This window comes from Bradyrhizobium sp. 23AC (assembly GCF_054863025.1).
The window spans coordinates 366,446-378,421 of the sequence record NZ_JAVAYN010000005.1 but is presented as its reverse complement, the minus strand read 5'-3'; the positions used below and the strand labels follow the sequence as shown (position 1 = coordinate 378,421).

Sequence of the window (11,976 nt, the reverse complement as noted above, 5' to 3'; positions counted from 1 at the left end):
CTCGGACGGAGGAACGGCATCGCCGGCAGGATTCGCACGCCCACGTGACGTCCGCAAGGCGGGATGATGGGCTCCCTTGACCGGAAAAATGCGACCTTTTATAGACTTTCGCTCTGGCTGGGCCTGAGAGGCGTCCGGGACGATTTTCCGCAATGAACATGCTCCCGGGCCCGGCGCAAGCCGCTGCGATTGGTCTCAGTGTCGCGCTGCCGCTGCTGCTATTGTGCTACGCGCGCATCGCCGCCACCGGCGGATCCGGCCGCCGCTTCCGGCTCGGCTGCATCACCGTCTTGGCCCTCTACGCGACCGCCTGTCTCGCGCTTCCCGGTCAACGCCATTATGACGACGTGCTTGGCGGCTTGTTCCTGCTCGCGACCGCGATGATGTTTTTCTACATCCTGTTCAGCCTGCTCGCCTGGGGCTTTACGCTGACGCTGCTCACGGCACTTGTTAAGGCCGGGCGTCCCCTCACCCTGGAGCAATGGGCCGTAGCCTACATGCAGGGCGGAGATCTCGGCACCTTCACGCACAACCGCCTGAAGCTCCTGGTCGGCGCGGGGATGGTGATCACGGCCGACGGCAGGCTGGCTCCGACGGCCAAGGGGGTGGCGGTCGCGCGTCTCGTCAAGCTCGTTCGTCTGTCGACGGGCCTTGGGTGAGAGGCCACGATGTCCTTTGTTGTCGGATTTCTCGCCGCCCTGACCTTCGCGCTGCTGGCGCCTGCCTTGCAGCTCATGGCCCGCGCTCGCGGATGGTCGCTTGGAGCCGTGACCCTGCTCGCGATCGCCGCGATCCTCACCCATGGTCTCGGCGTGATGCTCGGAATCCTCGTCATCCCGGAATTTCAGTACTGGGACGCCGCGTCGATTTTCGGTTTTTGCGTGATGGGTTACGTGTTCGCTTTTGGCGCAGTGTACAAATCGGTTTCCCTGGAGATTCTGCTCGGCCTCGTCGACCGGCCCGAGCGGAAGGCTCCGCTTTCGGAGATCGCCGAACGGCAGGTTCCAGATCTGTTCCAGGGACGAATTGGGAACCTGGTCGACGGCGGCCTTGTCGAACCGGTGGATTCACACTTCGCAGCGACGGCGGCGGGCCGGAATATGGCAGGCCGCGTCGGACAACTGCGCCGCGCCTTCGGCATCGGCGATACCAGTCTCTATGATTTTTCCGAATAGTTGCCGGGATCACACACATCGCCGGTTTCGTGCCGATTGTGCAGGGCATATCTGCGGGCCCCTTATTGTTCGCCCGGCTCAGATGACCTAGAGTTGCGCTGGGGTTCCACCAGTAAAGAGTGGCCGGCAACAGGCGGCATGAGATGACACCTTCCAGGGCGGCAAAACGGCTTACGATCGTCATCCCTGCACTGAACGAGCAGGACAAGATCGCCGACACCATTGACGGCGTGTTGCCGCTCGCCCGCGAGCTGCTCGACGATTTCGAGATCTTCCTGATCGACGACGGCAGCACCGACGCTACCGGCGCGATCATGGACGAGTTCGCAGCCGGCGAGCCGCGCATCATCGTGCAACATAACGCCCAGCCGCGAGGTGTCGGTGCCGGCTTCGAATACGCGCTATCGCGCGCAAAATTCGATGCCATCACGCTCATTCCCGGCGATCACGCCTTTCAGAACGAGGGCGTTGCCCGGATGTTCAAGGCGGCGGGCGCCGCCGACCTCGTGATCACCTATCGCGACAACCAGTCGGACCGCTCCGTCAACCGCTCGCTGCAGTCGCATTCGCTTCGGTTCATCCTGAATTGCCTGTTCGGCTTCTGGCTGTCCGACTATCACAGCATGATCGTCTACCCCGTGAAATGGCTGCGCCAGATCGCGGTCAAGGCCGACGGCTACGGCTATCAGATCTGCGCGTTGATCTCGCTGCTCCAGCTCGGCCTCACCTACGTCCAGGTGCCAGTGAGCCTGAACGCGGAGCTGAAGGGGTCGTCCCGTGCGCTGCGGCTGCGCACCTATTTTGAGCTCGGCGGCACCATCGTCTCGCTGCTGCGCCGCGTTCCGATCCGGAACGTCGATCTCAGCCAGATTCCCGACGACGCGGAGCGGGCCCCGGCGCGCTAGGCGCCGCTTGGCCTGCCAACCCCGACATCAAGTAGATTGGCTCACGCGCGGTGAGATGGGCTCATGCGTGGCGATTCGCTCGCGGGACGCCTCGTCCCTACCCTGCCAGCAGCTGACTTAAGTGATTGATTTTACTGGCAGGAGTGGCAGGGCTCGAACCTGCGACCCCCGGTTTTGGAGACCGGTGCTCTACCAATTGAGCTACACTCCTACAGACCTCGGGTCGCCCCAGGATCAGGGCCGCTTTCAAGCACAGGCGACGGCCGGTTTGCAAGGGTGAACCGCGCCCGCTTCGCTTGTTTGTACCGGGGTTTCTGGGCCACAGTCCGTTGCCGATAATCAAAAACAAACTGGGAGTGCCCATGACCGCCACAGCGACCGCTCCAGCCGCCTCACAGGCCACGATCGCAGCCTCCACCCCGCCTTTGCCGGAGGCAAGGCCAGAGACGCTCGGGCTGTCGCGGCTGCGCCTGCAGGCCATGTCGGACGCCTTCAAGCGCGAGATCGACAAGGGAACCGTCCCCGGCGTCACCGTGCTGGTGGCGAGGCGCGGCCAGGTCGGCTGGTTCGAGGCCCTCGGCCGGCAGAGCCCGGCGGCCGCCACGCCAATGGCGCGGGACTCGATCTTCCGGATCTTCTCGATGACCAAGCCGATCGTCTCGGTCGCCATCATGGCGCTGGTCGAGGACGGCCGCCTGCTGCTCAGCGACGCCGTCGCAAAGTTCATCCCGGAATTTGCCAGCCAGCAGGTCGGCATCGTCAAGGACGGCAAACTGGAGCTGGTGCCGCCGGCGCGGCCGATGACCGTGCAGGACCTGCTCCGCCACACCTCGGGCCTCACCTACGAGCACCAGGGCGACGGCCCCGTGCACAAACTCTACCAGGAGTCCCGCGTCCGCAGCCGCAAGATCACCAACGCCGAGCACGCCGCCCTGGTGGCGAGCTTCCCACTGGTCTGCCAGCCCGGCGCGGAATTCAACTACAGCCGCTCCACCGACATCCTCGGCCGCATCATCGAGGTCGTCAGCGGCAAGTCGCTCGGCACGTTCCTCACCGAACGCGTGCTCGGCCCGCTGCAGATGGCCGAGACCGGCTTCTCGACCTCCGAGGCCAATGCGGGCAGGCTCGCCGAGCCGTTCGCGGCCGATCCCTGGACCGGCGACAAGGTCGCGCTGTTCAACATGCTCGAGCAGCCGGTGATGGAGTCCGGCGGCGGCGGCCTGGTCTCGACCACGATGGACTATGCCCGCTTCTGCCTGATGCTGCGCAACGGCGGCACGCTCGACGGCCACAGGATCATCGGCCGCAAGACGCTGGAGCTGATGGCGTCCGATCACCTCGGTCCGCAGGTTCAGACCAATGGCACCCTGCTCTCACCCGGCCACGGTTTCGGTCTCGGCTTCGCCGTGCGCCGTGAGGCCGGCATCGCGCCGTTCCCCGGCAGCGTCGGCCAGTATTTCTGGAGCGGCATTGCAGGCACGTTCTTCTGGATCGATCCGAAGGAGGATCTGTTCGCGGTGTTCATGAGCCAGGGCCCGGGCCAGCGCGACTTTACGCGGACGCTGGTGCGGGATCTGGTTTACGCGGCGGTGGAGTGAGACGGCGTCGCTTGAGTTGAATGATCAAGCGCCAAGCTCGGTGCAACCTCTCCCGCTTGCGGGGGAGGTCGGCACGAAGTGCCGGGTGGGGGCTCTCTCCTCTTGGGGGTCCTCGATTGTGGAGAGACCCCCTCCCCAACCCTCCCCCGCAAGCGGGAGAGGGAGCGCACCGTCACTCGCGGCCGCATCGTGGCCTACAACGCTTCTCAACTGATCGTCGCGCCGCCGTCGATTACCATGGTCTGGCCGGTCATGAAGTCGCCGGCCTTGGACCCCAGGAACACCGCGGCGCCGGCGATCTCGTCGGGGATGCCGATGCGCAGGAGCGGCGAGCGCGCGGTCGAGGCCTTCAGGTTCTCCGGATTGTCCCACAGCGCCTTGGCGAAGTCGGTCTTGATCAGGCCGGGCGCGATGCAGTTCACCCGGATGTTGTCCTTGCCGTATTCGCAGGCGAGGTTGCGCGCGAGCTGCATGTCGGCAGCCTTAGAGATGGCGTAGGCGCCGAGGATGGTCGAGCCTTTCAATCCGCCGATCGAGGAGACGATGATAATGGAGCCGTCCTTGCGCTCGATCATCTGCGGCACCACCATCGAGATCAGCCAGTTGTTGGCGACGATGTTGTTGTCCAGGATCTTCCTGAACTGATCGTCGGAGATGCCGGCGAGCGGACCGTAATAGGGGTTCGAGGCGGCGTTGCACACCAGCACGTCGATCTTGCCGAAGGCGCGATTGCTCTCGTCGACAAGGTTTTGCAGATTCTCTTTCGATGAGATGTTGGCGGCGACCGCGACCGCGGTGCCCTTGCCGAACTTGTCGTTGATGCCCTTGGCCACCTGCTCGCAGACGTCGGCCTTGCGCGATGAGATCACGACCTTGGCGCCGTGCTCGGCCATGCGCTCGGCAATCGCAAGCCCGATGCCGCGCGTCGAGCCGGTGATGACGGCGACTTTCCCCTTCATGTCGAACAAGGTCATGTTTCTCTCCCAGATTGATCTTTGATATTCAACGTCATCCCGGGGCGATGCGAAGCATCGAACCCGGGATCTCGAGATTCCGGGTCTGGTCCTTCGGACCATCCCGGAATGACGCCTCACTCACGCAAGCTTCTTGACTTCCGGTCCCGCCGGCTGATGCATCGCCGCGTGCGCAGCATCCGCGATCCACGGTTGCTGGTTCACCATCGGCAGCCGCCAGACCTTGCGCTCGGGAGTTGCGAAATAATCCAGCCGCGTCACCGAGCAATTGTCGATGTCGAACGACAATCCCCGCTCCGGCTGGCCGTCGAGCGCGAGCCCCAGCGCCGCCTTGATGGTGCCGCCATGGGCGACCGCGATGATGTCCTGGCCGCCCGCCTCAGCGTTGATCCGCTCGATGGTGCGGCGCGTGCGGTTGTAGAGATCCATGAAGCTCTCGCCGCCGGGGGCAGGCTCGTTGATGTCGGCAAACCAGCTCGTGCCGACGGGGCGGCTGGCGATGAACTGGGCGCGGTTCATGCCCTGCCATCGGCCGAGGTTTTGTTCGGCGAGGTCCGCCTCCCATTTCATCGACGCGGGCCTTGGGAAACCGGCCGCCCAGATCGCTTCCGCGGTCTGGTGCGTGCGCATCAGATTGCTCGAATACCAGACCGCCGTGCGTGGCAGCACCTTGGCAACAGCATTGAACACATAGGTATCGCTGGTGTCGCAGGCGATATCGCTCTGCCCGTAGATGTTGCCGCCGTCGTTGCGCACCGGCGCGTGACGGACCCACCACCACCGTGTCATGACCACATTGGGCTTGTCTGCGCCTGCCATCGAAACCCTTCCATCCCGTTTGATGTCGCTGTACGTCAGGTGTGAACGTGTCTCAAGACACTTTACCGTTTGAAATCTTGTTTGAAATTCCGTCGCGCGGCAAGCGTCGCGCGGGGCACCACAGGGAGAAACGCATGGGCCGCCTGCAAGGCAAATCCGTCATCATCACCGGCGCCGGCAGCGGCATCGGTCGCGCCGCCGCGCTGCTGTTCACCCGGGAAGGCGCCAAGCTGATCGCGGTCGATCGCACCGAAGCGGTGAAGGAGACCGTCGACCAGGTGAAGAAGGCCGGCGGCGTCGCGGAAGCCATGATCGCCGACGCGGGCTCGGAGACGGACGTCATCGCCGTGATCGACAAGGCGGTAAAGACGCATGGCCGGCTCGACGTGATCTGGGCCAATGCCGGCGTCTCCGGCGGCCTCGTTCCGCTCGGCGAGCAGACCGTGGAGCATTGGCAGGAGGTGTTGCGCGTCAATCTGATCGGGCCGTTCCTCGCGGTGAAGCATGCGATGCCGCATATGGTGAAGCAGCAGTCCGGCGCCATCGTGCTGACCGCGTCCGTCGCGGGCCTCAAGGCCGGCGCCAGCGGGCATCCCTATGCCGCGAGCAAGGCCGGCGTGATCAGCCTGGTGCAGACCACGGCGTATTCGCTCACCGGCACCGGCGTGCGCATCAACGCGGTGTGCCCGGGCCTGATCGAGACCGGCATGACAAAACCGATCTTCGACCGCGCCAAGGAGCGTGGCACCCAGGACAAGATTGGCCAGCTCAATCCGCTGAAGCGCCCCGGCCAACCGCATGAGCTCGCGGCGATGGGCCTGTTCCTGGCCAGCGACGAAGCCTCGTATGTCAACGGCCAGGCGTTCCCGGTCGACGGCGGCCTCACCGCGTCGATGCCGTATACGGGCAAGCCGGTTTAACTCTCGCGTGTCCCGGACGCGCTGCAGCGTTCTTACGGTGCTGCGCAGCGTCCAGGGCACGAGAGGCGAGTTTGGCAGCTCTCTCCACATCGTCATTGCGATGCTCCAGTGCAGATCCAGCCGCCGTGCCGTAGGGTGGGCAAAGGCGCATAGCGCCGTGCCCACGATCTCCTTCCATGAGCCACAGGGCGTGGGCACGCTGCGCTTTGCCCACCCTACGAGATCGAGATCGTGGCACGTAGCTCAAACCGCAGACACACCTTCGCAGCCTCGCGGCGCATTTCGCCCGAGCTTTGCTTCGTCGCTTCGCCCTCATAATTGAAAGAGGGCGCAGGGAAGACCGGGAGCCCGCTGGCACCCGAGGTCCACTGTGCGAAGTTGGAGTAAGAAGTTTGCACAGCGGCATACAGGTGTAGCCAGGACATCCGGCCTTCCCTGCGCAGTGGTTTTACGGCTTATGTCGTGCTCTCCCCGGGGAGCGTTGCACTATTGCCCCCGTCGCCTTGCAGATGGCTGACGGATGCGTCCGGTTGGACGACACCCATCACCACAAGACTTGGCGCTCAGACCCCGGGGCGCCAGGACCACACGATTTTGCCGTACGCGGATCACACCGGTCGTGTGCGCGAGGTGTTTCGCTCACGGTTGCCCGCCCTGCGAAGTCCTTCGCGCCGATGTCACCTGCGTCCACCGCCGCCCGGCCCGCGTTCGTGACGATCGCGATACGCCCCTCTTCCTTGGGCCGGGTTGCCGCGACACATACGTCGTTTCCGAATTTCGGTAAAGTGGAATATTTTCGCCGCGGTGCGTTGACCCATTGCTGGCGTGTTTTGCCTGACGGGCAACGCAAGGGATTGTGGCCTTGTAGCCCGGATGAAGCGCAGCGTAATCTGGGGCCTTCGTGCTTCGTGACAGGACACCCGGATTACGCTTCGCTCCATCCGGGCTACGGGCCTGTGTTGATTTGCGCAATCAGCCACCGCGTTGGTATGGTTCCTGCAAGCACTTCGGCTTCCATACTCCCTGACAGAACGAGACAATGCCAAGCTCAAGACCCGACCGTATCCGCAAACTCCTCGCCGACCTCGTCGGCTTCGACACCGTCAGCGACCGCACCAACCTGCCCCTGATTGCCCATATCGAGAGCTACCTCGCCGCGTTCGGCGTCAAGGGCGAGCGCATCACCGACGCGACCGGGCAGAAGGCCTCGCTGTGGGTCACGATCGGCCCTGAAGATCGCCCCGGTTTCGTGCTGTCAGGCCATACCGACGTCGTGCCGGTGGTGGGCCAGGACTGGAGCCACGATCCCTTCAGGCTGATCGAGCGCGACGGCAAGCTCTACGGCCGGGGCACCACCGACATGAAGGGTTTTGTCGCAGTGTGCCTTGCCATGGTGCCGGAGATGCTGGAGGCTAAGCTCACAACACCGATTCATCTGGCGATCTCCTATGACGAGGAGATCGGCTGCGTCGGCGTGCGGCCGATGCTCGGCGAGGTCGCGAAAAAACGGATCACACCGCTCGGCGCCTTCATCGGCGAGCCGACCGAGATGAAGGTCATTATCGGGCACAAGGGCAAGCACGGCGTGCGCGCGACGTTTCGCGGGCTCGCCCGCCATTCCTCGATCGCACCCGACGGCGTCAACGCGATCGAATACGCCGCCGAGCTGATCGTCGAGATCCGCCGCCGCGCCGTGGCGCTCGCAGCCGTGCGAGCGACCGACAGCCTCTACGACGTTCCGCATTCGACGCTGCTCACCAGCATCGTGCACGGCGGCGCAGCGCTGAACATCGTGCCCGATACCTGCACAGTGGATTTCGAATGCCGCGGCATCGGCATCACCGAGTCCAGGGAGGTGACGGACGCGATTATCGCCTGGGCCAAGGCCGAGCTCGAGCCCACGATGAAGAAGCAGCATCCGGAGTGCGGCATCGATTTCGAGGAGATCCTCGACTACCCCGCCCTCGACACCGCCGCCGACGCCGCGATCGTCACGCTGGCCAAGAGCCTTGCCGGGCGCAACGACCACGCCAAGGTCGCCTTCGGCACCGAAGCGAGTTTGTTTGCCAGCATGGCCGACATTCCCTCGGTGGTGATCGGCCCCGGCTCGATCGCGCAGGCGCACACGCCTGATGAGTTCGTGGAGATGGCGGAGCTGGAGAAATGCGCGGGGTTTGTGGAGAGACTGATCGCGCATTGTGCGAAGGCGGCGTCGTAGGTGCCGTAGGGTGGGCAAAGCGAAGCGTGCCCACCATCTGGCTGCGATCACGGGGAGATCGTGGGCACAGCGCTACGCGCTTTTGCCCACCCTACGAGAGCTGTCGCGGGCCGCCTCATCTTTCCTGCAGGGCCAGCCGTACGCCCACGGCGCAGTAGATGGTCCCGACCACCTTGCCTTGCCACTTCACCACTGTGGGATGTCTGCGAAGAAGATTCCCGAGCCGACCGGCGCTGACGGCGAACACGACGGTGCTGAGCAGGCCGAGCAGCACGAAGACGACACCGAGAGTGGCAAGCTGAAGTGCCGCAGCGCCGTGCTCCGGCTTCACGAATTGGGGCAGGAACGCCAGGAAGAACAGCGCGGTCTTGGGATTCAGCACTTCGGTGAGCACGGCCTGCCGGAAGGCACGGCCCGCGCCAATCGCGGGCGCGGCGCCGTTCAACTCGATCGGCGCCTTGTCGAGCATGGCGCGAATGCCGAGATAGACCAGGAACGCCGCGCCGGCATATTTGACGATGCTGAACATCAGCGCAGATGTCGCGATGATCGCCGACAGCCCAACGATCGCCATCGCGGTGTGGATCAAGTCACCGGCCGCGATCCCCGCTCCTGTCGCGATGCCGACCTTCATTCCCGAGCTTGCCGCCCGAGCCATCGTGAGCAACGTCGCCGGACCTGGAATGAACACGAAGCCGAGCACGATGAGGATGTAGGTGATCAGGGTGGTGTGGTCGATCATGCACGGATCTCCCGGGCGGATTAACGCGGCTTCTCGGTTCAAACACTAGCGTCTCTGGAATACTGGATTGCCCGCTTTCGCGGGCAATGACACCGCGTGTTTGGAGGCGGCGACGCGCCACAAACAAAAAGGCGCGGCGACAGCGGCCGCGCCTTCGTCATTCCTACACTGCGCCCGCCTTCTGCGCGTATTCCCATGAGGCCTGCGACAGCGGCACGGTGCGCTTGGCGGATTCGAGGGCCTTGGCGTTGGCGGCGGTGCCGTCGCGGACGCGGCCGGCGATGCCTTGCGTGATGCCGGCGAGACGGAACAGATTGTAGGCGAAGTACCAGTTGAGATCAGGCACCGTCATCTTGGTGACGTTGCAATAGATCTGCGCGGCCTCTTCCACGCTCGGGATGTTGAGCGCCTTGAGGTCGGCGCCCTGCAGGCCCGGCATGATCCACTGCATCAACAGATAGGTGAAATCGGCCATGGGATCGCCGAGCGTCGACAGCTCCCAGTCCAGCACGGCCTGCACGCGCGGTTCCGTTGCGTGGAAAATCATGTTGTCGAGACGATAGTCGCCATGGACGATCGAGACGCGCGCCTGCTCCGGCACGGTCTTGGGCAGCCATTCGGCGACCTTCTCGAACTCGGGAATGTGCTGCGTCTCGGACGCGCGATACTGCTTGGTCCAGCGGTCGATCTGACGCGCGAAATAGTTACCGGGCTTGCCGAACTCGCCGAGCCCGATCGCCGCGGGGTCGTACATGTGGAGTTTCGCCAGCGTCTCGATCTTGCTGGTGAAGATCTTACGCCGCGCATCGCCATCCTGGCTCGGAAGCGTCGGATCCCAGAACACCCGGCCCTCCTCCATCGACATGATGTAGAAGGCCGCGCCGATGACGCTGTCGTCCTGGCACAGCGCATAGGCGTGCGCGACCGGGAAACCCTGCTTGCCGAGCGCTGCGATCACGCGATATTCGCGATCGACCGCGTGCGCCGAGGGCAGCAATTTGCCGAACGGCTTGCGGCGCATCACGTAGGAACGGTTCGGCGTGTTCAGCCGATAGGTCGGATTGGACTGGCCGCCCTTGAACTGGAGCACGACCAGCGGCCCCTGATAGCCTTCGACGTTGTCGCGCATCCAGGCTTCGAGCCGCATCTCGTCGAAGCGATGACGCTCCTCGACCGGCTTGGTGCCCGAGAACTCTTCGTCTTTCCTGACGCCGTCAGCCACGATGACGCTCCCTCTTCAGTCCTGACCATTTCAGGTCGAGCATGATCCTAATCGGTAACCGCTGACGCACTTGCGTCAAGCGGTCACCGCATCATGTCCTGCCGTTTCTTCAGATCGGGAGCGCCGCCCGGCTCTCCCTCTTAGTGACCGGGAGAGTTTGCATACTTCCGAACCTCAAGTCTGGCAATGGCGCGATTATGCACCTCGTCCGGACCATCGGCGAGACGGAGCGTGCGGATGTGGGCGTAGTCCTTGGCAAGGCCCGCCTCATCCGAGACACCGGCGCCGCCGAAAGCCTGGATCGCCTCGTCGATGATCTTCAGCGCCATGTTGGGCGCTGCGACCTTGATCATGGCGATCTCGGCCTGCGCGGTCTTGTTGCCGACCTTGTCCATCATGTCGGCAGCCTTGAGGCAGAGCAGGCGCGTCATCTCGATGTTGGTGCGGGCATCGCCGATGCGCTGCTCCCACACAGAGTGCTCGACGATCTTCTTGCCGAAGGCGCTGCGCGAGGACAGGCGCTTCACCATCTTCTCGAGCGCCTCCTCGGCCTTGCCGATGGTACGCATGCAGTGATGGATGCGGCCCGGGCCGAGCCGGCCCTGCGCGATCTCGAAGCCGCGGCCTTCGCCGAGCAGGATGTTCTCCTTCGGCACCCGGACGTTGTCGAGCAGCACCTGGGCGTGGCCGTGCGGCGCGTCGTCGAAGCCGAACACCGGCAGCATCTTCTCGACCTTGATGCCGGGGGTATCGAGCGGAACCAGGATCTGCGACTGCTGCTGATGCTTGGCCGCCTTGAAATCGGTCTTGCCCATCAGGATCGCGATCTTGCAGCGGGGATCGCCGACGCCGGACGACCACCATTTGCGGCCGTTGATGACGTAATGATCGCCGTCCTTCTCGATGCGGGTCTCGATGTTGGTCGCATCCGACGAGGCCACCGCCGGTTCCGTCATCAGGAAGGCGGAGCGGATCTCGCCGTCCATCAGCGGACGCAGCCATTTGCGCTTCTGCTCCTTGGAGCCGTAGCGGATGAACACTTCCATGTTGCCGGTATCGGGCGCGGAACAGTTGAACACTTCCGAGGCCCAGGTGATGCGGCCCATCTCTTCCGACAGCAGCGCGTATTCCAGATTGGTCAATCCCGCGCCGCGGAATTCATCATCCTCATGCTCGGACGGCGGCATGAACATGTTCCAGAGGCCTTCGGCCTTCGCCTTCTTCTTGAGGTCCTCCAGGATCGGGATGACCTTCCAGCGCTCGCCGGCATGATCCTGCTGATCATAGATCGGCACTGCCGGACGCACGTGCTTGGCCATGAAAGACCGCACGCGGTCGAGCCATTCCTTCTGCTTGGGGGACAGATCGAAATCCATGGGACGCTCCTCGTCTCTCTTTGCGAA

At 64.0% G+C, this 11,976-nt stretch carries 11 protein-coding genes and 1 tRNA gene; 6 read left to right on the top strand and 6 right to left on the bottom strand.

The genetic code is table 11. From position 1 onward, the window contains the following. Positions 1–152 precede the first annotated feature (152 nt). From RAD10_RS15480 to RAD10_RS15470, 3 genes are all read left to right on the top strand, one after another. Positions 153–659, top strand: coding sequence for a hypothetical protein (locus tag RAD10_RS15480; RefSeq protein ID WP_461618192.1), 507 nt, complete (start codon positions 153–155; stop codon positions 657–659). A gap of 108 nt (positions 660–767) precedes the next feature. Beyond that, positions 768–1,175, top strand: coding sequence for a hypothetical protein (locus RAD10_RS15475; RefSeq protein ID WP_461618191.1), 408 nt, complete (start codon positions 768–770; stop codon positions 1,173–1,175). A gap of 143 nt (positions 1,176–1,318) precedes the next feature. Next, the gene (locus RAD10_RS15470; RefSeq protein WP_461618190.1) at positions 1,319–2,080 is read left to right on the top strand and encodes a glycosyltransferase family 2 protein; all 762 of its coding nucleotides are present in this window, start codon (positions 1,319–1,321) and stop codon (positions 2,078–2,080) included. A gap of 135 nt (positions 2,081–2,215) precedes the next feature. Here RAD10_RS15470 and RAD10_RS15465 read toward each other — a convergent pair. After that, positions 2,216–2,291 (bottom strand) — tRNA-Trp (locus RAD10_RS15465). 151 nt (positions 2,292–2,442) lie between these two features. On the opposite strand from RAD10_RS15465, the gene RAD10_RS15460 reads away from it, so the two are divergent. Continuing rightward, positions 2,443–3,678: a serine hydrolase domain-containing protein gene (locus RAD10_RS15460; protein ID WP_461618189.1), complete on the top strand. Its 1,236-nt coding sequence runs from the start codon at positions 2,443–2,445 to the stop codon at positions 3,676–3,678. Between the two features lie 206 nt (positions 3,679–3,884). Here RAD10_RS15460 and RAD10_RS15455 read toward each other — a convergent pair whose 3' ends face one another. Both RAD10_RS15455 and RAD10_RS15450 read right to left on the bottom strand, forming a co-directional pair. Beyond that, entirely contained in the window at positions 3,885–4,652 is a 768-nt protein-coding gene (locus RAD10_RS15455; RefSeq protein WP_141934334.1) for an SDR family NAD(P)-dependent oxidoreductase, read from the bottom strand. A 120-nt stretch (positions 4,653–4,772) separates the two neighbouring features. Continuing rightward, the gene (locus RAD10_RS15450) at positions 4,773–5,471 is read right to left on the bottom strand and encodes a histidine phosphatase family protein (protein WP_165637397.1); all 699 of its coding nucleotides are present in this window, start codon (positions 5,469–5,471) and stop codon (positions 4,773–4,775) included. 134 nt (positions 5,472–5,605) lie between these two features. On the opposite strand from RAD10_RS15450, the gene RAD10_RS15445 reads away from it, so the two are divergent. Together RAD10_RS15445 and argE are read left to right on the top strand one after the other, a co-directional pair. Further along, positions 5,606–6,391: an SDR family NAD(P)-dependent oxidoreductase gene (locus tag RAD10_RS15445; RefSeq protein WP_461618188.1), complete on the top strand. Its 786-nt coding sequence runs from the start codon at positions 5,606–5,608 to the stop codon at positions 6,389–6,391. A 1,039-nt stretch (positions 6,392–7,430) separates the two neighbouring features. Further along, the gene (gene argE, locus RAD10_RS15440; RefSeq protein ID WP_461618187.1) at positions 7,431–8,609 is read left to right on the top strand and encodes an acetylornithine deacetylase; all 1,179 of its coding nucleotides are present in this window, start codon (positions 7,431–7,433) and stop codon (positions 8,607–8,609) included. Positions 8,610–8,724: 115 nt separating this feature from the next. Here the strand turns inward: argE and RAD10_RS15435 are convergent, their stop codons facing one another. From RAD10_RS15435 to RAD10_RS15425, 3 genes are all read right to left on the bottom strand, one after another. Further along, entirely contained in the window at positions 8,725–9,351 is a 627-nt protein-coding gene (locus RAD10_RS15435) for a LysE family translocator (protein ID WP_461618186.1), read from the bottom strand. Between the two features lie 163 nt (positions 9,352–9,514). Continuing rightward, positions 9,515–10,573, bottom strand: coding sequence for a phosphotransferase family protein (locus RAD10_RS15430; RefSeq protein ID WP_461618185.1), 1,059 nt, complete (start codon positions 10,571–10,573; stop codon positions 9,515–9,517). 140 nt (positions 10,574–10,713) lie between these two features. Beyond that, on the bottom strand, positions 10,714–11,949 hold the full coding sequence (locus RAD10_RS15425; protein ID WP_461618184.1) for an acyl-CoA dehydrogenase family protein: 1,236 nt from the start codon (positions 11,947–11,949) through the stop codon (positions 10,714–10,716). Between the last annotated feature and the right edge of the window lie 27 nt (positions 11,950–11,976).

Coding starts and splice junctions, on each gene's coding strand:
- RAD10_RS15480 (WP_461618192.1), top strand. CDS start 153: ATGAACATGCTCCCGGGCCCGGCGCAAGCCGCTGCGATTGGTCTCAGT.
- RAD10_RS15470 (WP_461618190.1), top strand. CDS start 1,319: ATGACACCTTCCAGGGCGGCAAAACGGCTTACGATCGTCATCCCTGCA.
- RAD10_RS15460 (WP_461618189.1), top strand. CDS start 2,443: ATGACCGCCACAGCGACCGCTCCAGCCGCCTCACAGGCCACGATCGCA.
- RAD10_RS15455 (WP_141934334.1), bottom strand. CDS start 4,652: ATGACCTTGTTCGACATGAAGGGGAAAGTCGCCGTCATCACCGGCTCG.
- RAD10_RS15450 (WP_165637397.1), bottom strand. CDS start 5,471: ATGGCAGGCGCAGACAAGCCCAATGTGGTCATGACACGGTGGTGGTGG.
- RAD10_RS15445 (WP_461618188.1), top strand. CDS start 5,606: ATGGGCCGCCTGCAAGGCAAATCCGTCATCATCACCGGCGCCGGCAGC.
- argE (WP_461618187.1), top strand. CDS start 7,431: ATGCCAAGCTCAAGACCCGACCGTATCCGCAAACTCCTCGCCGACCTC.
- RAD10_RS15435 (WP_461618186.1), bottom strand. CDS start 9,351: ATGATCGACCACACCACCCTGATCACCTACATCCTCATCGTGCTCGGC.
- RAD10_RS15425 (WP_461618184.1), bottom strand. CDS start 11,949: ATGGATTTCGATCTGTCCCCCAAGCAGAAGGAATGGCTCGACCGCGTG.